Origin of the sequence: Staphylococcus lugdunensis (assembly GCF_001558775.1) — a bacterium.
GTDB classification, from domain to species: Bacteria; Bacillota; Bacilli; order Staphylococcales; family Staphylococcaceae; genus Staphylococcus; species Staphylococcus lugdunensis.
Window position 1 is genome coordinate 1,959,212 of record NZ_CP014022.1, and the last position, 21,966, is coordinate 1,981,177.

19 protein-coding genes are annotated in these 21,966 nt (G+C 35.1%); 15 read left to right on the forward strand and 4 right to left on the reverse strand.

What is annotated here, in order from left to right; translation table 11 throughout:
* The first annotated feature begins 21 nt into the window (after positions 1-21).
* The 10 genes from AL499_RS09090 (at position 22) to AL499_RS12765 (ending at position 10,751) form a co-directional block, all read left to right on the forward strand.
* On the forward strand, positions 22-1,962 hold the full coding sequence (locus tag AL499_RS09090) for an FUSC family protein (RefSeq protein WP_002492533.1): 1,941 nt from the start codon (positions 22-24) through the stop codon (positions 1,960-1,962).
* A gap of 66 nt (positions 1,963-2,028) precedes the next feature.
* Positions 2,029-2,445: a DUF2188 domain-containing protein gene (locus AL499_RS09095; RefSeq protein ID WP_002492468.1), complete on the forward strand. Its 417-nt coding sequence runs from the start codon at positions 2,029-2,031 to the stop codon at positions 2,443-2,445.
* A 258-nt stretch (positions 2,446-2,703) separates the two neighbouring features.
* Positions 2,704-3,399 carry a GTP pyrophosphokinase gene (locus tag AL499_RS09100; RefSeq protein ID WP_002460404.1) on the forward strand — a complete coding sequence of 232 codons (696 nt, stop codon included), beginning with the start codon at positions 2,704-2,706 and terminating at the stop codon, positions 3,397-3,399.
* A gap of 113 nt (positions 3,400-3,512) precedes the next feature.
* A complete protein-coding gene (locus AL499_RS09105; protein WP_002492562.1) occupies positions 3,513-4,385 on the forward strand; it encodes an alpha/beta fold hydrolase in 873 nt (290 codons plus the stop codon).
* Positions 4,386-4,490: 105 nt separating this feature from the next.
* Complete coding sequence (locus AL499_RS12760; RefSeq protein ID WP_002492442.1) at positions 4,491-4,949, forward strand: MerR family transcriptional regulator; 459 nt, start codon at positions 4,491-4,493, stop codon at positions 4,947-4,949.
* 462 nt (positions 4,950-5,411) lie between these two features.
* On the forward strand, positions 5,412-6,092 hold the full coding sequence (locus AL499_RS09115; protein WP_002460400.1) for a GntR family transcriptional regulator: 681 nt from the start codon (positions 5,412-5,414) through the stop codon (positions 6,090-6,092).
* Positions 6,093-6,116: 24 nt separating this feature from the next.
* Positions 6,117-7,655, forward strand: a complete 1,539-nt coding sequence (gene gntK / locus AL499_RS09120) for a gluconokinase (RefSeq protein WP_002492573.1) — start codon at positions 6,117-6,119, stop codon at positions 7,653-7,655.
* Positions 7,656-7,681: 26 nt separating this feature from the next.
* Positions 7,682-9,040, forward strand: coding sequence for a gluconate:H+ symporter (locus AL499_RS09125; protein ID WP_002478644.1), 1,359 nt, complete (start codon positions 7,682-7,684; stop codon positions 9,038-9,040).
* Positions 9,041-9,157: 117 nt separating this feature from the next.
* Positions 9,158-10,024: a UTP--glucose-1-phosphate uridylyltransferase GalU gene (gene galU / locus AL499_RS09130; protein ID WP_002460395.1), complete on the forward strand. Its 867-nt coding sequence runs from the start codon at positions 9,158-9,160 to the stop codon at positions 10,022-10,024.
* A 448-nt stretch (positions 10,025-10,472) separates the two neighbouring features.
* Positions 10,473-10,751 (forward strand): DUF1433 domain-containing protein, encoded by a 279-nt coding sequence (locus tag AL499_RS12765; protein WP_230578662.1) that lies wholly within the window; start codon positions 10,473-10,475, stop codon positions 10,749-10,751.
* Between the two features lie 64 nt (positions 10,752-10,815).
* Here AL499_RS12765 and AL499_RS12770 read toward each other — a convergent pair whose 3' ends face one another.
* A complete protein-coding gene (locus tag AL499_RS12770) occupies positions 10,816-11,031 on the reverse strand; it encodes a DUF6007 family protein (RefSeq protein ID WP_371089512.1) in 216 nt (71 codons plus the stop codon).
* Between the two features lie 153 nt (positions 11,032-11,184).
* Positions 11,185-12,825 carry a phospho-sugar mutase gene (locus AL499_RS09140; RefSeq protein ID WP_002492569.1) on the reverse strand — a complete coding sequence of 547 codons (1,641 nt, stop codon included), beginning with the start codon at positions 12,823-12,825 and terminating at the stop codon, positions 11,185-11,187.
* Between the two features lie 240 nt (positions 12,826-13,065).
* On the opposite strand from AL499_RS09140, the gene AL499_RS09145 reads away from it, so the two are divergent.
* The 3 genes from AL499_RS09145 to AL499_RS09155 all read left to right on the forward strand — a co-directional run bounded on the left by AL499_RS09145 (position 13,066) and on the right by AL499_RS09155 (position 16,637).
* A complete protein-coding gene (locus AL499_RS09145; RefSeq protein ID WP_002460388.1) occupies positions 13,066-14,559 on the forward strand; it encodes a glycosyltransferase in 1,494 nt (497 codons plus the stop codon).
* A gap of 350 nt (positions 14,560-14,909) precedes the next feature.
* The gene (lpdA, locus tag AL499_RS09150) at positions 14,910-16,262 is read left to right on the forward strand and encodes a dihydrolipoyl dehydrogenase (RefSeq protein ID WP_002492495.1); all 1,353 of its coding nucleotides are present in this window, start codon (positions 14,910-14,912) and stop codon (positions 16,260-16,262) included.
* A gap of 183 nt (positions 16,263-16,445) precedes the next feature.
* A complete protein-coding gene (locus AL499_RS09155) occupies positions 16,446-16,637 on the forward strand; it encodes a hypothetical protein (protein ID WP_002460385.1) in 192 nt (63 codons plus the stop codon).
* A 154-nt stretch (positions 16,638-16,791) separates the two neighbouring features.
* On the opposite strand, the gene AL499_RS09160 is transcribed toward AL499_RS09155, so the two are convergent.
* Positions 16,792-17,058 carry a DUF1413 domain-containing protein gene (locus tag AL499_RS09160; protein ID WP_002492443.1) on the reverse strand — a complete coding sequence of 89 codons (267 nt, stop codon included), beginning with the start codon at positions 17,056-17,058 and terminating at the stop codon, positions 16,792-16,794.
* A 154-nt stretch (positions 17,059-17,212) separates the two neighbouring features.
* On the opposite strand from AL499_RS09160, the gene AL499_RS09165 reads away from it, so the two are divergent.
* Positions 17,213-17,908: an SDR family oxidoreductase gene (locus AL499_RS09165; RefSeq protein ID WP_002492382.1), complete on the forward strand. Its 696-nt coding sequence runs from the start codon at positions 17,213-17,215 to the stop codon at positions 17,906-17,908.
* Between the two features lie 190 nt (positions 17,909-18,098).
* Positions 18,099-19,343: an acetylornithine deacetylase gene (locus tag AL499_RS09170; RefSeq protein ID WP_002492410.1), complete on the forward strand. Its 1,245-nt coding sequence runs from the start codon at positions 18,099-18,101 to the stop codon at positions 19,341-19,343.
* Positions 19,344-19,783: 440 nt separating this feature from the next.
* Here AL499_RS09170 and AL499_RS09175 read toward each other — a convergent pair whose 3' ends face one another.
* A complete protein-coding gene (locus AL499_RS09175) occupies positions 19,784-21,949 on the reverse strand; it encodes an RNA degradosome polyphosphate kinase (RefSeq protein ID WP_002478653.1) in 2,166 nt (721 codons plus the stop codon).
* Between the last annotated feature and the right edge of the window lie 17 nt (positions 21,950-21,966).

The window sequence follows — 21,966 nt, forward strand, 5'->3', positions numbered from 1 at the left end:
TGATAGAAAGGAGAGATAAAGGTGACTTCATTATTCACATCGCTAAGCCAAATCAATAAAGACAAAATAGATTATCTTAAAGGCTTACGACAAGGATTGTTAATGATTATTCCAGCATTCATAGGTTACTTTATGGGTTACTTTAGTCTTGGAATTCTGGTGGCAACAGGCACATTATCTCATATTTATGTTTTTAAAGGTGCAGCAAAGTCTATGATTAGAACGGTTATTGTTTGTTCTTTATCCTTTACCACCTGTATGATGCTAGGCACATTAACTGTTATACAACCTGTATTGTATGGGCTTTTACTACTTATTGTTACTGTCATATCGTATTATATGTTTAATGCTTTAAAAATTGCTGGGCCATCATCAACATTCTTTATCGTAACATTTGCCTTATCTAGTAACTTGCCTGTCGATCCGGCTAGTTTTTGGGTGAGAGGTTTAGCAATGTTAGTTGGGGGATTACTAGCAACAATTGTTGTCTTAATTACGATATGTCTTACCAAAGAAAAGCCTGAAGACCAAGCAATTAAAGCGGACTTCCAAATGATTCAACACCTAATGCATCACTATGATAATCCCGATGCGTTTAAACAAGCAACACAATCTGCGGTAGCAACTTTTAATAATTCAGATAAACTTTTAATCACATCAGCAGCTAATCGTCATGATAAATATAGCGCGCGTTTTCAAAAGTTATTACTCTTACATACTACAGCACAAGGTATTTATTCAGAATTACTTGAATTACATGAGAACCAAGTGCGCCCTTTGCCACAAGACTTAATTCAAATGGTTGAAATGATTGTACATAATGCTACTAGCAAAGGAGAAAAGCAGCAATTATGGTCAAAAACTGTCGATATTGATAATACATTCGATAATTTAGAACAGCATATTTTAAAAATAGATGCGTTAGTTCATGCTCAAGACACGCAACTTGAACATGAGGCCAAGGTCCGTCAACCACTATACAGTAAACGTATTATTCAGAATTTAACACTTGATTCATTTGTTTTTAAAAACACTTGTATTTATGCGCTTGTTATGGCAGTTGCTATCTTCGTGGCATTAGCATTTAATATTCAAAAGTCATATTGGATTGTAATTTCAGCTCATACAGTCATGCTTGGTATGACAACTGTTCGAATGTTTGACCGTGCATTCGCTCGTGGCATTGGAACAATTCTTGGGGCTTTGTTATTATCCGGTATTCTTTATTTCCATCCTCATACGATGATTGCCGTTATTTTAATGGGGGCAGCTGCAGCTATGACCGAAGCTTTTGTAGGTGCAAATTATGCTTTTGCCGTTATTTTTATTACCACGCAGGTCATTTTACTCAATGGTTTAGCTTCAGGAAATTTATCGATGGAGATTGCCTATACACGCATATTGGATGTTATTATCGGAATTACTATTGCTATAGTAGGAATTTTAATATTAAATCGTAAAACGGCATCATCTATGTTGCCTCATGCAATTGCAGAAGTTGTACGTAAAGAAGCTAGCGTATTTCATTATTTATTTTCAGCAAACTATTATGACAACGATGCGTATACACGTACAGAAAGTGTGGATTTATCGGTTAAAATGTCGAATATGATTCAAGTATATCAATCAGCAAGTGGTGAAATTTTTAGCAATAGAGAAGTAATTAATTATTACTATCCTAGTATTTATGCGTTAGAAGAAATCAACTTTATGCTAATGCGCGCAATGGCTGATCACCAGCGCTATACCATTTCAGATACACAGTTAGGAGAATATTTAGTAACATTTGAAAATATCGCGAAACATTTCGATATTCAAAGTCAGTTAACCTTAAATACACTTTCAGATTTACCACAATATAACTACATTAAATCGGCTTTGATGAAACTACAAAACAATTGTTTGGCTGAGCGTAAAGACATTTCGGATGCCGAAGATGGCAGTGCTACGCAACAAGGCTGATGGGTTTATATCATGGCGTATAGGGTATGTTATTAATTAAATACGTGTTATTGAAGGAGTGTTATCATGCCTTGGACAATGAGCGATTATCCGCCTTCTTGGAAGAATTTAGCGCAGCTTGAACGTAAAAAAGCGATAGACATTGGAAATGCAATGCTCAAGGATGGTTATGATGAGCATGATGTGATTCCAATTGCTACACAGCAAGCAGAAAAATGGTATCAAGATGCAACCGAATCAGAATTAGAGCAACTAAAGTATAAACATATTACACAACACGAGAAAGATAATAGTGCGCAACCACAACTAAATGATCACAACGTTCATGTATATTTTGAGGATGAAAAATGGAAAGTTAAAACATCAGGAGCAAAGCAGGCAACAGCAACTTATAATACTAAAAAGCAAGCAGTAGAACGTGCACAAAAGATTGCAGAAAATCGAAATACCCACGTAATCACGCATAAGAAAAATAGTCAATAATATTACTAAGAGTCTGGGATATAATTATATTTCAGGCTCTGAGTTCTATATTGGCATTAGTTGACTGGATTGAAAATACGCTAATACCAAGCTTTTTTCAATCCTAGTCAACCTTGCCGGGGCGGGACTAAGAATTCATAATGAATGCTGTCCCGCTCCCTTAATTATATAATGATGTGAGTGATGACAGTGTTAATTCCTTATGTTTAAGTCAAAATTCGTTATAATAGACATGTAACGAAGACGGGAGGAAGTAATATGTACGTAGAAAGAAAGCCATCACTTTACATAGAAGACTTAAGACATGAATTTAATAGCAATATTAACAATTTTAAAAATAGCGATGAAGCCTTTAATACATTAATTGGCTTTGTTGAATTAGATCATATTTATTCATCTGCACTAAAAGAAATTTGTACTAAGCTAGATATTTTAGATGATAACTTTAATTATGTTTATAAGCATAATCCAATTCACCATATGGAACGTCGTATAAAGGAAATGAGTAGTTTAGTGAAAAAGCTTAAGCGCAAAGGATTGCCTGTCAATGCACAAAATGCGAAAGAACATATCATGGATATCGCCGGCATTCGTGTGGTCTGTAATTATTTAGAAGATATTTATGAGATTGAGCGTATGCTTGTACAACAAGAAGATGTTGAATTATTAAAACGTAAAGATTATGTTGAACATCCTAAAGAAAATGGTTACCGTAGTTTACATCTTGTTGTAACAATTCCAGTATTTTTATCAGATAGTGTCCAAATCACACCAGTTGAGATTCAAATTAGAACCATTGGCATGGATATGTGGGCAAGCTTAGAACATAAAATACGCTATAAAAATAACGCAAATACGGAAGACTACAAAGACCGCCTAACAGAATGTGCCAATGAAATTACAAACGTCGAAGCAAAAATGCAACAAATGCATTCCGAAATATCAAAACGATAAACGACCATGGAAAAGAAGACGCCAAGCATTTCATGTTCTGGTGTATGCTTAACTATATAGAAGTTCACTATAATAGTGACTATTAATATAAAAATAATTAAGGTGTTATAAGAATGAACAAACAGAATTTTTCGACAGAACAATATACATTGAAACATTATGATCATGAGCAAAGCGAAGTCGTATTTGCTGGAGATAGATCATCATCAGACATCATTGTCTTTATTCATGGTGCGATGATGACTTACCGTATTATGGCAATGTTCGAGCCGTACTTCAGAGAATATCAAATGATTTTTGTCAATTGTCCAGGCAGAGGAGAAAGTTCCGAATTAACAACAACGAAAGACACTTTAGATGATTATTCTGAGAGGATATATGATGTATTGAGTCAAGTGGTTGAGCAGCATGGAATTAAAAAGATGATGTTGCTAGGCTATTCAATGGGTGGCATGATAGCGACACGACTACTTAAATTTAATACATTACCAATTACACATCTTGTCTATTTAAATAGTGCAGCTCGGATAACCCCGAATACCAGTATGCTGTCGCGATTATTTTCAAGTGATAGTAAGCGTGAACATTTAAAGGATGAAATGGCAGCAATAAAAAACTTGCCACAGTATATATTAGATAAAACAGTTTATGCCAAAACTGAAAGTGCTAAAGATATATTTTCCTTTTTAGCACCAGTAAAAACGATATTAACGGATATTGAATATTCAATTAAAGCGGACTATTTACCAGACATTGAAGAGATTGAGCAATTTCCTAAACTGCTATTTATATCTGGAGAAGATGACGAAATTATTCCTTATACTGATTCGCATGAAACGCTACTAAAATATCAAGAGTTTGGTGGTACTGCAGTTGAAGTTGTTTACCCTGGTATCGGTCATTTAGATTTTCCTACGGTCCTAGAATCTCAAGAAGATGATACGAAAGGTATTGTCGATCAAATAAAAGCATGGGTAGCTTCATAAGTGGGTTTTAAGACTGCCGTATGTCTAAAATTTTTAAAAATTTTTAAAAAAAGCTTGCACGTGACGTAAGGTCATAGCGTACGTTAACGGTAGGAGGTGACTTGAATGTCTCAATATAGTATCGGAGAAGTAGCGCAGCAATTTAATATTACAGTGCGTACATTACAGTATTATCACAAAAAAGGTTTATTGCTACCTGCAAGTACAACGGATGGACAACGACGTATGTACAATGAACAAAGTTTAAAACGTTTGAAATTAATCTTATTGTTGAAAGAGTTAGAACTGTCGCTTGATGACATTAAGAAATTATTAAATGACGATCAACAACTAAAATCTTTGAAACTGATATTACAATTGAAGAAAGAGAACTTAGAACAAGACATGCATGATGCAAAACGCACTGTCGATACAATTAATCAATTACAAAGGATGATTGCACAACATTCTACTTCTCCAATAGAAGAATTTACAGACATTCATCTAATGATGACAAAATCAAAACAACTAAAATCTTTTTATCGACGTCTATGGTTAAGTGCGGGTGTGATAGGGGTTATTTAATACACAAGTATTGTTATTAGTATTATACACCGCAGCGCGCTACCATTTGTCAAAGTTCTACCATTGTTGGTGATTTATGGGATAGGTATTGTATATTTTTATCGACACTATATTTATTATTTATGCCCAAATTGTCACACACGCTTTAAACCAGGAATGTGGTCATTTATTAAAGCGCGACATACGATGCATACACGTAAGCTCTCTTGCCCACATTGTCACGAAACACATTATTGTGCTGAAGTTAAATAGTCCATCAGTTATACAATCCTCCAAACTTTTATTAAAAAGTGTTGGGGGATTTTTTTATGCTTAAAAAGTAAAAATATGACCTTAAAATGTATCATTGATTAGTTCAATACAGCTGTGCAATCAAAAAGAAAGCGCTTGCAAAAGTAAGGGTGATATATTAATATACTTGTATACAAGTTAGATTGTAATAAAAATAAGTGAGGTGATGAGATGACTGACCATTATCCAGTTGCTTGGCAAGAAGGCATGACGAAAGGTGAAGCACTGGCAGCCGAAATTCGTTTACAAATTGTTAAAGGTACAATACAAACAGATACATTGTTAACCGAAAATCAAGTGGCAAAGCAGTATAACGTAAGTCGTTCCCCAGTGCGTGATGCCTTTAAGTTATTACAAACCGATCAACTGATTCAATTAGAACGTATGGGCGCGAAAGTATTAGCATTTGGTGAACTAGAGAAAAAGGAAATGTATGACTTGCGGCTTATGCTTGAATCATTTGCTTTTGCCAAAATTAAAGATAAAGACCTTCAAAGTATTGCGAAAAATATGCGCAAACATCTTGAAATGATGAAAGTTGCAGTGCAATTTGAGGATGCCGAAGCATTTACAGAACATGATTTTAAATTTCATGAAACAGTTATTTTTGCTACTAATCATCAATATTTAAAAACGTTTTGGCATCATTTAAAACCGGTAATGGAAGCACTAATTCTACTTTCTATGCGACAACGTATGCAGCAAGATATAGAGGATTTTGAACGCATTCATCATAATCATAGCGTTTTTATAGATGCTATTGCGTCTTATGATACAGCAAAGTTACGTGAAGCATTTCATTTAAACTTTGATGATGTTGGTAAAGACATTGATAGCTTTTGGTTACGTTAAATAACAAAGAAAGAGGGGTTCGTTATGAAATATATGATTGGTGTCGATATTGGAACGACAAGCACAAAATCAGTACTTTACGATGAACATGGACAATTTATTATGAAACATCATATTGGTTATCCACTGCATACACCAAACGTTGATATTTCAGAAGAAAATCCTGATGAATTATTCGATGCAGTACTAATGACAGTTAAATATGTCGTGCGTGAGACAGATATTGCTAAAGAAGATATTAAATTAATATCCTTTAGCGCACAGATGCATAGTCTCGTAGCCGTCAATGCAGCGCACCAACGCTTAACTGAAAGTATCACTTGGGCGGATAATAGAGCCAGTCACTACGCAGAACGATTAAATAAACAACATCACGGTTTGAATATTTATCAACGTACGGGTACACCTATTCATCCGATGTCGCCGCTAGCAAAAATATTTTGGATGAAACATGAACAACCAGAAATATTTCAGCATACAGCGTACTTTTTAGATATCAAATCTTACATATTACACCAACTTTTTGATACGTTTGTCATCGACCATTCGATGGCATCAGCTACAGGCTTATTTAATTTAGAAAAGCTAGATTGGGATGATGAGGTGCTTGATTTACTAGGTATTTCAAGAGATCAATTACCTCAGCTTGTATCGACAACGCATATTTTAAAAGGCATGAAAAAGCGTTATGCAACATTGATGGGCATAGATGAAAATACCCCTGTGATTGTTGGCGCAAGTGATGGTGTACTTTCTAATTTAGGTGTGAATAGCTATCGGAAAGGTGAAGTTGCAGTAACAATAGGGACTTCAGGTGCAATACGGACGGTTATTGATAAACCACGCACGGATTACAAAGGACGTATTTTCTGTTATGTGTTGACAGAAAATCATTATGTGATTGGTGGTCCAGTAAATAATGGTGGTGTCATCTTGCGCTGGTTACGTGATGAACTTTTAGCCAGTGAAGTAGAGACTGCAAAGCGTTTAGGCGTCGATCCTTATGATGTGTTAACGAAAATTGCTAGCAGAGTAACACCAGGAGCGGAGGGATTGATTTTTCATCCGTATTTAGCGGGAGAGCGTGCACCGCTGTGGAATGCTGATGCACGTGGCTCCTTCTTTGGTTTAACGCTATCACATCAAAAGGAACATATGATACGTGCAGCATTAGAAGGTGTATTATTCAACTTATATACGGTGTATTTAGCTTTGATAGAAGTCATGAATGAAACGCCAAATAAGATTAAAGCGACAGGTGGTTTTGCGAAAAGTGAAGTATGGCGTCAAATGATGGCGGATATTTTTGATACTAAGTTAATTGTGCCAGAAAGTTATGAAAGTTCGTGTCTAGGTGCATGTGTCTTAGGCTTATTAGCATTAGGTGAGATTGAAGATTTTTCTGTAATCGAAGATATGGTAGGAACAACACATCATCATGAGCCAAATCCGGATACGGTACAGATTTATCAACAATTAGTATCTATCTTTATCAACTTAAGCCGTTCACTTGAAGATCACTATACAGAAATAGCTGCATTTCAACGTAAGAATATAAATTAAAAATGATTAAAGAAGAGGGGATTGCCATGTTTGGAGAAATTTGGCCATTAATCAGTGTTGTCCTAGGCATTATCATTCTACTAGGATTAATTATAGGTTTGAAACTCAATACATTTATTGCATTAATTATTACATCAGTAATAACTGCGATGTTATTAGGGATGCCATTAAGCAAAATTATGACGACAATCGAAGCCGGAATGGGTAGTACGCTTGGACATATTGCGTTAATATTTGGGCTCGGAGCTATGCTTGGAAAATTACTTGCAGATGGTGGCGGTGCAAACCGTATTGCCGATACTTTGATTAACAAATTCGGTCAAAAGTACGTACAATGGGCAATGTTAATAGCTGCATTTATTGTCGGTATTGCACTGTTCTTTGAAGTAGGATTAGTCTTATTAATCCCGCTAGTATTCACGATTGCTAAACGCGCAAACGTATCTGCGCTTAAATTAGGATTGCCAATGGTCACTGCTTTATCAGTGACACACGGATTTTTACCACCGCATCCAGGGCCTGTGGTTATCGCTAAAGAATTGAAAGCAGATATTGGTCAAGTCTTATTATTTGGTATTATTATTGCGATTCCAGTAACGATTATTGCAGGACCTGTCTTTAATAAGCTTGCACAAAAAATGGTGCCGTCTGCATATACTAAGGTTGGCGATATTTCATCATTAGGTACACAAAAAACATTTACAGAAGCAGAAATGCCAAGTTTTGGTTTGAGTATATTTACGGCAATATTACCTGTATTGTTAATGTTGTTTTCTACAATCGTACAATTGATTACAGGTCACAGTAAAGCGACTAATGGTTTTGAATCTGTTGTTTACTTTATAGGTACAGCAGGAACAGCAATGTTGATTGCAGTTATCTTTGCTATTTTCTCAATGGGCTTACATCGTGGCAGAAAAATAAATGACATAATGGAATCTGTAACGAATGCAATTTATCCTATTGGCATGATGATTTTAATCATTGGCGGTGGAGGTACATTTAAACAAGTACTGATTGATGGCGGTGTCGGTGATACCATCTCTAAAATGTTTGAAGGTTCAACGATGTCACCTATTTTACTTGCATGGATTGTAGCTGCAGTATTAAGAATATCATTGGGTTCAGCAACGGTTGCAGCAATATCCACAACGGGTATTGTGCTACCCTTACTGCAACATTCAGACGCAAATGTAGCACTTGTTGTGCTAGCGATTGGTGCAGGAAGTGTCATCTTATCACATGTAAATGACGCTGGCTTTTGGATGTTTAAAGAATACTTTGGTTTAACTGTTAAAGAAACCTTCTTAACATGGTCAATGTTAGAAACGATAATCTCTGTGTCAGGAATTATTTTCATCTTGTTCATAAGTCTGTTTGTCTAAACATATATCATCATAGCAATAATATAGTGTAGTATGAAATATCAGTTAAAATCCCTATCAATAGACTACAAATAATGATAAAATTTAAACTGAAATTGAAAGGGGTTACTAAACGATATGAAACAAATAAAAAAAGCCATCATACCTGCTGCTGGATTAGGGACACGTTTCTTGCCAGCAACTAAAGCGATGCCTAAAGAGATGTTACCCATTTTAGATAAACCAACGATTCAATATATCGTTGAAGAAGCGTCACGTGCGGGAATTGAAGATATTATTATCGTGACTGGGAAACATAAACGTGCCATCGAAGACCATTTTGACAATCAAAAAGAATTGGAAATGGTATTAGAAGAAAAAGGGAAAACAGAATTACTAAAAAAAGTCCAATATTCTACGGATTTAGCTAATATTTTTTATGTGAGACAAAAAGAACAAAAAGGTTTAGGACATGCGATTTATTCAGCGCGACAATTTATAGGTGATGAGCCATTTGCGGTATTATTAGGTGATGACATAGTAGAATCAGATACACCAGCAATCAAACAACTAATGGATGCGTATGATGAGACTGGTAAGTCCGTTATTGGTGTGCAAGAAGTAGCAGAATCAGACACACACCGTTATGGCATCATAGATCCTTTAGAGAAACATGGTCGTCGTTATGAAGTTAAACAATTCGTTGAAAAACCAGCACAAGGTACTGCACCGTCAAATTTAGCTATTATGGGACGATACGTCTTAACTGCCAATATATTTGATTATCTAAAAACACAAAAAAGAGGCGCTGGAAATGAAATACAATTGACAGATGCTATCGAACGCCTAAACAAAGATGATCAAGTATATGCATACGATTTTGAAGGTGATCGCTACGATGTTGGAGAAAAACTTGGGTTTGTTAAAACAACGATAGAATATGCTCTCAAAGATCAAGAAATGAAAGAAGAATTAACACAGTTTATTAAAGATTTAAATTTATAAACTCGATAATTCAAAAATATTGATAACACTAAACGAACACTTCACTTATTGTTTAACTTAACAAAAAAGTAAAGTGTTCTTTATTATTATGTATTAAATTGATTGTCATAGTTGTTCACCTGGGTCATAGTTTTAATTATATTAGCATTATATATACAGTAATATAATGGAATTTAAAGTGAATGAAATATTAAAATGAAATTAAATAAATAATTTAAATCATTGATAAATTCTACTAATAAAATACTATTTAAAATAAGCGGAAATACTGGAAAGGTGGGGCATAATGAATTCAAGAAAAAGAATGGCTTTGTTTTTGCTTTTTATACTGCTAGTTATCAGCTTTTCAATCTTTTTACTACATAAACGTCAAAAAGATCATTACATAGAAGTACAGTAGAAGCGGATTGATTTGTACTTTAAACACAATCTTAAAGAATATCATTCAATGAAAGTCACGAGTTTTACAAAAAGTCCAATGGGTAGTTACTTTGTAAATGGATATGTTAATAATAACCAAAAATATTACTTTAAAATACTGATTTCTTCAGTTAATGAATTTCAATTCATTAAAGAAGTAGGGTATAACCCCAAAACACTTGGAAAATTATTTAAAGAGGAAGAGGCTAAAAACAAAATAGGAGCAGATGAAATCATTAAAAAAGAACATTTAGACAAGGAAAAATATGAAGCACAACCACCATTTATTTTGGGGGATATAAAGTGACTTAAAATAATATTTAATGAGATGACCATAGGTTACATTTGTCATATATTTAAAACGTTTTGAACTAACGTCTGGATTTAAAGTAGTCCCATAAGATATGTGTAGTTAAAATCAGTCCCATGGCAAAGAAGAATACAATAATAACGTTTAATATTATGCTAAAAACATTATAAATTGGTAAGTAGCTCAATAGGAGAAACATTGGTATAAGGAAGATTAAATCCCACCAACCTATTGCTTTTAATGTCTCTCTAAAATTGTTCATTCTAATGCACCTCATATAATTAAAAAGTTAGTAAACACATTGTTCTAGTCATTTAAAGTTATAGAATGCCAATTTAAACAAGAATTATAACAGCACCTACGTCTTGGTTCCAATATATAGACGTAGGTGTTGTTATTCAACCTTTTACATAGGCGAGATTGTAGTAAATTATTTAAAAACGGCTTGATTGATTGCTTGTGCAGTTTGTTCAAAGTGGTCGACACTTAAAGATACATAGAGTTTGATTTTAGGTTCTGTGCCGGATGGGCGTAATGCGATAAAGCCTTCGTTAAAATAAATTTTAATGACGTTAGCTGTCGGTAATGTTATAGGCGATATGGTTTGTGATACGAGATTGATTTTTTCTCCTTTTTCAAAATCTTCAATGGCTGTAACTTTTAGACCTGATATATGATGAGGTGTATGTTGTCTAAAGGTTGTCATAAGTGCATGAATTTTTTGTTTGCCAGCAGTGCCTTCAAAGGTATGAGAAAACAACTTATCATGGTGATATCCAACCGTTTCATAAATTTGGTTTAATACATCTTTTAACATTTTACCTTCGTTTTTCAATTGGGATGCATATTTAATAATCAAAGGGACGATTTGTACTGCATCTTTATCGCGTACAAAGTCACCAGCTAGGTAACCATAACTTTCTTCATATCCAAATATAAAGTGTTCATCAGCTGGTAGCTGCCTGATTTCCTGGGCAATATATTTAAAGCCTGTGAGTACTTGACGAGTGTTGATATGGTTATGCTGCGCTAGGCGCACATTGAGTTCGCTGCTGACAATCGATTGTATCATTAGACGATTTGTCATCTTTGCTGTTTGCTTGATACGATAATTTAACAGTAAAGCACCAATTTGATTGCCATTATAATAATGTATATGACCAGCTTCGTCACGTTCAGCAATTCCTAAGCGATCAGCATCTGGATCTGTACAAATCAGTAAATCTGCGTTCGTTTCTTGAGCTAATGACACTGCTTGGTCAAAGGCCTTATGATCCTCTGGGTTTGCACTTGTCACTGAGCTGAACTCCGCATCTGGTTGGCATTGTGCTTCTACTAACTTGTAATTCGTAAAGTGAAGTTCATCCAAAATATTTGGGACAACAGGGACACTCGTACCGTGTAAACTTGTAAAGACGACCTTTAAATCTGATGATGGAATATTACCTACGAGTCGTTGAACATCATTAAAGTAATGGTTACGCACCTCAGTTGGTACAGCATAAATATTCTCTGTTTTATTTCCAATGTCTTCATAAGTATTGAGTGAGAGTGGATCACCCAGTTGCGCTATGATGTTACTAAGTTTATTAGAAGGTTCGGTAGATAACTGCCCACCATCAGCACCATAAACTTTAATACCGTTATAGTCTTTAGGGTTATGGCTTGCTGTAATCATGACGCCAGCATCTGCTTCTAAATATCTGACAGCATATGATAAATCTGGTGTAGTGCGATAGGTGTCTGATAAGTAAACAGTGATATCATGACTTGCGAGAACATTTGCTATGATTTGAGCAAATTCTGGTGATAAATGTCTTGTATCATAATGTATGACCGCAGACGGTGTTTTGTGCTGTTTTAGCAGAAAACGTGATAGTCCGATAGCCACTTTATTTACTGTAAATTTATTCAAACGGCCTTCCCCTAGACCGAATTTCCCTCTAATACCAGCAGTACCAAAGGCAAGCGTAGTATCAAATCCTTCATCTTGTTCTTCAGCTGATTGCTGTTCGTAGAAAGTATGCGTTAAACTTTCTTTGGCTTTAGCAATCCATTGGTCTTTGTTCATTTCGACGACATCCTTTTCTATATTTATACGTTCATTCTTCTATTTAAAAAACATACATCCTCATTTGAAATGTAAACTCAATCACATTAATTATAAACAGAAAAATAGAATTTTGAAATATTCTAAGTCATTATTTATGAGGGCAATTTTGTTGTTTGCTGTATATTTAGAAGAACAAAAAGTATATAATGGATTAATATTGACTAAATATAAAGGGATGTTAAAGGTGAAGATGTATATATGATTAACACGGTAACAAGTATATTACCACCCGTACACGGTGGAAGAACTAAGGCATTATTGAGTCGAATACGCCTATTAGATCAACACCTAGGAATTCAAAATAAAATTTATACAACCAATTATAATGCTAATTATTTAGAGGTATATCATCAATTTAGAGAAGAAGGTACAGTAACGCCGTCTACAACTTTTGAAAATATGTATGATTGGTTATCTGGCTTTAAATTATTAAATATACCTACAACAAAATTTAGGAAAAAGATCATATATCATGAAACAAATCGTGATATTGAAGGGCTAACTTATAAAGTATCTGACGATGGCAATGTGGTGCGTTATTACAATGAAAAAACGTATGTTTTATATCGAAAATATTATGAAAACACAGATATTGTGCAATTTGAAGATGTCATGTCTCCAATTTCTAAAAAGAAAATTGAACGCAGAGAGTTTAATCAATATGGACAGATGCATCGGAAAACATTTTATTCACGACAAACATTTCGTAAAATAATGGAAGAATATATCGATCAAACAGGTAACGTGTATTGCCGTAAATTTTTTGATTCTACAGTTGCAAAACGCATTGATTTTATTCAAATTTATAAAAATAATTTATTTTATCGTGCTTTTAAGTCAGAAAAAGAACTATTCCAATATTACTTTCAACAGCGCTTCCAAGACGGTGATATTGTCTTTAATGATGCAAGATTGTTAGATATGCCATTACTCAAACAAACACATAAGACGAAAAATGTTTTAGTATTTCATAATAGTCATTTAGAAGGACAGCAAATAAATCGGTCATATCGGTTTGCATTAGAGCATTCAGAAAATGTTGCGCAGTATGTCTTGTTAACAGAGATGCAAAAGCGCGATATCCAAAGTACGTTTGACATTAGTGAACAACAAATTACAGTTTTACCGCATTTTATTCAACCTTATCCTCAACATGATAGTATCCAGCAACAAGATCGTTTTATCTTTATAGGTAGATTAAGTTTACAAAAGCAAGTTGACCATCTGATTAAGGCTTATCACCGTTTCTTAAGTTATGGTTATGGCACGAGACTTGACGTGTTTGGTGCAGATGAAGACAAACAAAAGCAACTGATGCTTGATTTAATTAATGATTTTGGTATACAAGATAAAGTGACAATTCATGATTTTACATCAAATCCATTAGACGAATTTAGAAAATCAAAAGCGTCATTACTCACAAGTGCATATGAGGGATTTGGACTTACCGTTATGGAGAGTATTGAAGTAGGCTGCCCAGTGATTTCATATGATGTCCGATATGGTCCAGCAGAAATTATCGACGATGGCGCAAACGGTTATCTTGTAGAACCAAACAACATTGATGCCTTCGCCCAAAGAATGGCAGATATTGTTAAAGAACCTCTTTCACAAGTTCAGACCAAAAACCAACTAAGGGAAACTCAAGCCATCGCTAACTATAAACAGCTATTCCAAACATTAAAATATTAAAGTTGAATCATAAGAATGGGGGATAGGGCATAATTTTTTAGGCTCTGAACTCTATATTGGAAGTAGTTGACGGGATTAAAAATATGCTTATCCCAAGCTTTTTCAATTCAAGTCAACCATGCAGGGGCGGGAATACGAATTCACAATGAATTCTAACCGCTCTCTTTATAATTTAGAAATTCTTAGTGAATGGCTAAAAGTGAAGTAAGTTTCATCATTTATTTATACTAATCATTTAATTCTTGTTTTCATTTGCACGTCTCAATCCTTAACGATATGATAATGATGAGTATTGAAGTAAGCGTTTACAATAAATTTACAATACACACATTGTGAAAGGGGTTTAGATGATGGTTGAACAGTTTGATTTGATTGTGGTCGGTGCTGGACCCGGGGGTTATGTTGCGAGTATTCGCGCTGCTCAATTAGGGATGAAGGTTGCCGTCATTGAAAAGGACCGTGTGGGGGGCACATGTTTCAATGTAGGATGTATTCAATCTAAGCTGTTGATTGAACATGGCAAGCGTGTTTATGAAATGAATCAAGCGAAAGATTGGGGCATTTTTGCAAATCATATTGAGCTGGATATTAACAAAATGAATCATCGTAAGGATGAGGTGGTGGATGAGATTATTGGCAATGTTCACCATCTTTTTGATGAAAATCATGTAAATTACATACAAGGAGAAGCGGTAGTTCATAGTGATTTATCTGTTGAAGTCAATGGCCGCGTACTTCATGCCAATGATATTGTATTAGCGACTGGAAGTTCACCATTCGTGCCACCTATTGAGGGTGTTGATAAGATTGATTATGAAACGACGGATTCGTTCTTTAAGCATTCCACTTTACCAGAACAAATAACGATTGTCGGTGGTGGTGTCATTGCGACAGAACTCGCATCTGCCATGGCTGATTTAAGTGTTCATGTAACGATTTTAGAGTCTGGTGACAATATATTGCGCTCTGAGGATAAAGATGTTCAAGCGTCGATACGGAAGTTATTAGATCATCAGGGTGTAAAGATTGTTACACATGCGCGTGTCAATAAAGTAGATACTGATGCTGTTTATTTAGAAAATGGTTCACAGTTACCCTATGGTACACTACTATTTGCAACTGGGCGACGTCCTAATTTACAAGCATTTGAATCTCTTAATTTAACTATGGAAGATAAAACAATTAAAGTGAATGAGTTTAACGAAACATCGGTGCCACATGTCTATGCAATTGGAGATCTTGTAGCCGGTTATCAACTGGCGCATACAGCAAGTGCACATGGTGCCGTTGTGGCTGAGAAAATTGCAGGACTGAATCCCGACCCTGTGAAACAAGAGGATATACCAAGATGTATTTATACGCGAGTTGAATCAGCGTCAATAGGTTTATCTGAAGCACAAGCAATTGCTCAAGGTTATGACGTAAAAGTGACACAATCAAACTTTAAAGAAGCGCCGAAAGCTTTAATAAAGGGGGAAACAAATGGTGTAATAAAAATGGTTATTGATAAAGCCACGCACCATATTTTAGGTATTTTTGCTGCGGGTCCTAATGCTACGGATGTGGTCGGGCAAATGTCAGCTATGCGAGCTGCACATGGTCAACTTGAAGACTTAGCTGCTATGATTCAACCTCATCCAGCGCTATCAGAAACAATTGGTGAAACTGCCAATGCGTATTTTAATAAGGCTATACATCAATAAATTGTTCACAATTGCAGTCGGTTTACCTCAAATTTAAGCAGCTTCAAATTAGTTGAAATATACAAATAAAGTGAATTTTAAGATAAATGACTAATTTGTGAAATACATCACATATTACTTTAAAAAATAAAAAAAGAGCGTATTATAGTAGATGTAAGGAATAAGTAATTGGAGTGATAACTGATGCGAAAAGTAATTGAACAAGTTATTTTTTCAAATGAAAGCAGTTATAAAATTCATGTGCATACAGGCGTAAACCAAGGATTAATTGGTGATATTAGAGATGGTTACATCACTATCGACTCTATGCCATATATCGATGCAGAACGATTATATCAATATGGTCTTGAACACAAGGAAGTTGTACCTAGTTAATCAAGACAGCCCCTAAAAAAGAACTCGACTTTTTTGACCCAAGTATCGTATGCCCTTCCTGGCGAACATCAAGGGCATCATATATACCCCAATAACATTGAATAATCTCTGGAAAGCCCACAAACCAATGCGTACTGGTTGTGGGCTTTTAGTATTAAACAACTTTAAAATTCTTTTTAACCTCATTATATTGATACTCTAAATTATAAAGTTTATTTTTGAAGCCATCTTGACTGCTAAAGGGCATGCGAACATCCTGCATGTTATCAATTTCACGAATAAACTTTTTTTCGGCTGTTTTACGTTGTGCTACCGTCATATTCAGTAATTCTTCTTCACTAAATAAGTCTTCAAAACGAAAACTGAATCCCATGCGTTTCTTTTCTGCTCTTAATTTCATGACACGATCATGATAAGTCATCATTATCTCCCTTTCTATAAACCCATTTTAATTAGACATACTTCCACTTTATACCTTAATATTATATTTTACAAATGGAATTTGTAAGTTGTTTTAGTTTTAACAACAGTGGTTATAAAGATACTAAGCCAAAAAGAAAAGGATGTAGTTATAAATGGATAATATCGTAGGACGTGTTGCTGTAATAACTGGGGCAAGTAGTGGTATTGGTAAAGAAATTGCTAAAGCTATGCATAGCATGGGATTCAGAGTTGTATTAGCAGGACGCAATAGAAAAAGATTAAATCAAGTGGCTATGCATATGCGTAAATATGAACGCTTAATAGTAGAAATAGATATGACTCAACGTCAGGAGGTAGAAGCACTAATTGCTAAAGCGATTGAGTACTTTGGTCGAGTGGATATTCTTGTTAACAGTGCAGGTTTAAGTTTAAGTTCACAAATCACAAGTCATCAAGTTGAGGATTGGGATGCAATGATTGACACGAATCTAAAGGGTACTTTGTATGCTATTAATGCAGTTTTACCACATTTTCAGCAATACAAAGAGGGACATATTATTAATTTAGCATCTATTAGTGCTGAAGAGGTAACTAAAGATAGTACTGTGTATAGTGCAACAAAAGCTGCTGTCCAGATGATTAGTCGAGGGTTAGAAAAAGATTTAGCACGTACAGGCATTAAAGTGACTAGTATTTTACCAGGTATGGTTGATACGCCAATGACTGAACAGAGTGATTTTGGAGGCCGCAAAAAGCTAGAGACCTATGACATAGCTGAAAGTATACGTTATGCCATAATGCAACCGCCACATGTCAATGTAAATCAAATTACTATACGACCAGTATAGAAATATTTTCGTAAAATATAAGCCAAGGTTTTAATGAACTATCGGAATTTTAAAAATAATCGATGCAGTTTATGGTAATGATTAAAGCTTTGACATCAAATTAAGTTTAATTTATTCAGTTGCTAACCATGTCTTGGGGAATGTTACACTGATATTATAGAATAAGCTAATTTCTAAGTAATGAAGGGTGATGACAACATTGGAACAAAGATTATTCGACTTGTTAGAATTATTGGTGAAATATAATACAGAAAGCCCTCCTGGACGTAATACAGATTCTTTGCAAGATGATATTCAACGCTTGCTTGAGGATTTAGGTTTTACAATTCAACGTGAGGTACTTTATCCTAATGACAGTATTATTGTAGCCACGTTAAAAGGTGAGGATCCAACAGCACCAAAGTTAATTTTAAATGGACATGTGGATGTGGCTTCTGTCGATGATGATCGTGAGTGGAACTATCCGCCATTTGAATTAACGCATGTTAACGACTGGCTCTATGGTCGTGGTGTTAGTGACATGAAAGGTGGCATGGCTGCTTTATTTTATGTCTTAGAGCGATTACATCAAGAAGGACGTCTCCCTCAAGGTGATATTATTGTTCATTCTGTAGTTGGGGAAGAGGTTGGTGAAGCAGGGACAAAGCGTGCTTGTGAAATCGGACCTAAAGCCGACTTAGCATTAGTCTTAGATACGAGTGATAATATGGCGTTAGGTCAAGGTGGCGTGATTACAGGCTGGATTACAGTTAAAAGTAAGCACACAATACACGATGGCGCACGTCATCAAACTATACATGCAGGTGGTGGCTTATTTGGTGCCAGCGCTATTGAAAAAATGATGAAAGTCATTCAAGCATTAAATGAATTAGAACGGCATTGGGCAGTGATGAAATCGAGTCCAGGAATGCCACCTGGCGCAAATACAATCAATCCTGCTGTTATTGAAGGAGGCCGACATCCTGCTTTTATTGCTGATGAATGTCGTTTATGGATTACGGTACACTATTTACCTAATGAATGCTATGAAGATGTTATTGCAGAAATTGAAACATATTTAAACCAAGTAGCTGCAGCTGATATTTGGTTGAAAGATCATCCATTGTCCTTTGAATGGGGTGGTGCATCAATGATTGAAGATAAAGGAGAGATTTTTCCAAGTTTTGAAATCCCAACGACCCATCCAGGATTTAAAGCTTTGCAACAGGCACATGAACTTGTACATTATAAACCTTTAGAACATGGTATGAGTACGACAGTTACAGACGGTGGTTGGACAGCACACTTTGGTATACCAACAATTTTATATGGTCCCGGAAGTTTGACCGAAGCGCATAGTGTAGATGAAAAAATTACTGCGACAGAATTGCAAACATATAGTGAAGTACTCTATCAATATTTAAAACAATGGTACCAGAACCCAGTAAAAAATTAGAAAAACATGTTGGGATATACATGTAAGTGATTAGAGTTCCAGCGCCTGATTCTTTTCTTCCATTATGATTTCTACAATCTTATTTGCAGACATAAAAACTGGCAAAATCAGTTTTTACTAACAAAGCAAGCTGGGATGAGGGCCAAGCAAAGAGGAATACGATAAGCACTTCTACGTACAACGCAAGCTGGGGTGGGGGCCCCAGCAAAGAGGAATGCGAAAAGCATTTCTACGTACAACGCAAGCTGGGGTGGGGGCCCCAGCAAAGAGGAATGCGAAAAGCATTTCTACGTACAACGCAAGCTGGGGTGTCGAAGTTGTCCTCTAAGAATGCGAGCCAACAATACGAAATATTGTTGTAAATAAAGAAGCACAAAGATGATTTATGTTAAACCATCTTTGTGCTATTATTTTGGGATTTATATGCCATGCTGTTTGTATTATCGTTTAAAGGTATCACGGAGTTTCTTAACCCAACCAGCGCCTCGCTTAGAAACGACGGGAACTCCTGAAGGCTGGGACGCGAGCTTTTTTAATTGTTTACCATATTTAATTGCTTTTTGCATTAAATAGGCTTGTGAATTTAAAGGTGACATATCGTTTTTAATATAGTGATATTGACCATATTGATCTTGATAACGTCCCTTTTGATTGTCTGATAATTGTAAGTTCATATAGTCTAGTAATCGTTTGGCAATGTCGTTATCTTCAACTGGGAATAAAATTTCAACACGTTTAATCATATTCCGAGTCATGACGTCAGCGGAAGAAAGATAAATACGTTGGTCACCATTATTATAGAAATAATAAATACGAGAATGTTCTAATAATCGTCCTACAATACTAACGACTTCAATATTCTCACTTATACCAGGAATTCCAGGTTTTAAACAACATATGCCACGAATAATCAACTGAATTTTAACGCCTGCTTGAGAAGCTTCGAACAATTTCTTGATGATCGCTTTATCAGTTAATGAATTCATCTTCATGATAATATGGCCATTGCCATGTTCGTGGTGACTTTTAATTTCTTTGTCGATACGGTCGATAAAGACATCACGAATATCAAATGGTGCCACGATTAATTTGTTATATACGGGCTTAACGGAATAGCCACTTAAATAATTAAAGAAATTAATCGCGTCTTCCGCAATTTCTTTATTTGTGGTAATAATACCCATATCTGTATAGAGTTTAGCTGTTTTATCGTTATAGTTACCTGTACCTAAATGTACGAATGAAGTTAATGTTCCATGAGTACGTTTTACTACAAGTGCAATTTTACTATGTGTTTTTAAGTGTGTCATACCATAAATGACATGACAACCAGCATCTTCTAACATACGTGCCCAATGCACATTATTTTCTTCATCAAACCGCGCTTTTAATTCTACAAGTACAGTCACTTGTTTACCTTTTTCGGCAGCTTCTTTTAAACTTTTAATAATTGGTGAATCTTTACTTACGCGGTACAAAGTTTGTTTAATCGCAATTGTATCAGGATCATCTGCAGCTTCGCGAATAAAGTCGACAATCGGTTGAAATGATTCATAAGGATGATGGAAGAAAATATCGCGTTTTAAAGCTAATTCATAAATATTATTAGTACCTAAAGAACGCGGTACTTGTGGTGTATATTGCTCATAAGTTAAGAATTTTAATTTGTGTGATAAATGGTCTACCAAACCAAATAAAAATGTTAAATCGAGTGGTCCATTAACAAAATACACGTCATTGTTCTCAACTTCTAACGTATCAATGAGCCATGGAATATCGTCTGAATTAGCGGTGCGACCGTCAACCTCTAAACGCACAGCTGAACCACTTTTACGTTCTTTCAAGAAACGTTCAATTTCGATAAGTAAATCTTCAGCACCATCCTCATGAATGGTTAAATCGGCGTTACGTGTAATACGGAATGTAAACGTATTTAAAACTTCGTATCCCGTGAATAGATAATTGATGAAATAAGTAATCACATCTTCAACCATTAATACATATTGTTTTGTACCTTCATTGAGTGTAATGAACCTAGGTATTAATGACGGAATTTGAACAATAGCAGAATTTATCGCATCTTCCGTATCAATATCAACGAAGATATTTAAGCTTTTATTATTTAATTTTGGAAATGGATGATATGCATCAATACCTAAAGGTGTAAGCGTAGGCAATATGGTTGTCTTAAACTCTTGTTCAAGACGAGTTAATAGTTGGTTGGATAATTGTTCAGGTTGAGACATTTCGATATCATATTGTCGAAGTTCTTCGATAAGTTCATTATAGCGCTCATATTGTTTATCAACATATGTGGTATTCTTTTCTTGGATAGCATCAACTTGTTCTTGCGGTGTCATTTGTGCTTTGTTTTCAGGCTTATCATATCCCATTTTAACTTGGTCTTTTAAGCCAGCGACCCGGACCATAAAAAATTCATCTAAATTAGAGCTAAAGATAGAGATGAAATTTAACTTTTCTAATAAAGGATTATTATCGTCATAAGCTTCTTGTAATACACGATAGTTAAAATCTAACCAGCTAAGTTCTCGATTGTTGTAATACTGCGGTAAATTGATGTTATTTTCTCCCAATTGATTTTGCATTGTCTATACACACCTTG

What these genes read in the sequence shown, in the direction of transcription:
- AL499_RS09115 (WP_002460400.1), top strand. Translation starts at nt 5,412, where the DNA reads ATGACTGACCATTATCCAGTTGCTTGGCAAGAAGGCATGACGAAAGGT.
- AL499_RS09155 (WP_002460385.1), top strand. Translation starts at nt 16,446, where the DNA reads ATGCGAAAAGTAATTGAACAAGTTATTTTTTCAAATGAAAGCAGTTAT.
- AL499_RS09165 (WP_002492382.1), top strand. Translation starts at nt 17,213, where the DNA reads ATGGATAATATCGTAGGACGTGTTGCTGTAATAACTGGGGCAAGTAGT.
- AL499_RS09100 (WP_002460404.1), top strand. Translation starts at nt 2,704, where the DNA reads ATGTACGTAGAAAGAAAGCCATCACTTTACATAGAAGACTTAAGACAT.
- AL499_RS09125 (WP_002478644.1), top strand. Translation starts at nt 7,682, where the DNA reads ATGTTTGGAGAAATTTGGCCATTAATCAGTGTTGTCCTAGGCATTATC.
- lpdA (WP_002492495.1), top strand. Translation starts at nt 14,910, where the DNA reads ATGGTTGAACAGTTTGATTTGATTGTGGTCGGTGCTGGACCCGGGGGT.
- AL499_RS09140 (WP_002492569.1), bottom strand. Translation starts at nt 12,825, where the DNA reads ATGAACAAAGACCAATGGATTGCTAAAGCCAAAGAAAGTTTAACGCAT.
- galU (WP_002460395.1), top strand. Translation starts at nt 9,158, where the DNA reads ATGAAACAAATAAAAAAAGCCATCATACCTGCTGCTGGATTAGGGACA.
- AL499_RS09170 (WP_002492410.1), top strand. Translation starts at nt 18,099, where the DNA reads ATGACAACATTGGAACAAAGATTATTCGACTTGTTAGAATTATTGGTG.
- gntK (WP_002492573.1), top strand. Translation starts at nt 6,117, where the DNA reads ATGAAATATATGATTGGTGTCGATATTGGAACGACAAGCACAAAATCA.
- AL499_RS09175 (WP_002478653.1), bottom strand. Translation starts at nt 21,949, where the DNA reads ATGCAAAATCAATTGGGAGAAAATAACATCAATTTACCGCAGTATTAC.
- AL499_RS12770 (WP_371089512.1), bottom strand. Translation starts at nt 11,031, where the DNA reads ATGAGGTGCATTAGAATGAACAATTTTAGAGAGACATTAAAAGCAATA.
- AL499_RS09160 (WP_002492443.1), bottom strand. Translation starts at nt 17,058, where the DNA reads ATGACTTATCATGATCGTGTCATGAAATTAAGAGCAGAAAAGAAACGC.
- AL499_RS09105 (WP_002492562.1), top strand. Translation starts at nt 3,513, where the DNA reads ATGAACAAACAGAATTTTTCGACAGAACAATATACATTGAAACATTAT.
- AL499_RS09145 (WP_002460388.1), top strand. Translation starts at nt 13,066, where the DNA reads ATGATTAACACGGTAACAAGTATATTACCACCCGTACACGGTGGAAGA.
- AL499_RS12760 (WP_002492442.1), top strand. Translation starts at nt 4,491, where the DNA reads ATGTCTCAATATAGTATCGGAGAAGTAGCGCAGCAATTTAATATTACA.
- AL499_RS09095 (WP_002492468.1), top strand. Translation starts at nt 2,029, where the DNA reads ATGCCTTGGACAATGAGCGATTATCCGCCTTCTTGGAAGAATTTAGCG.
- AL499_RS12765 (WP_230578662.1), top strand. Translation starts at nt 10,473, where the DNA reads ATGAAAGTCACGAGTTTTACAAAAAGTCCAATGGGTAGTTACTTTGTA.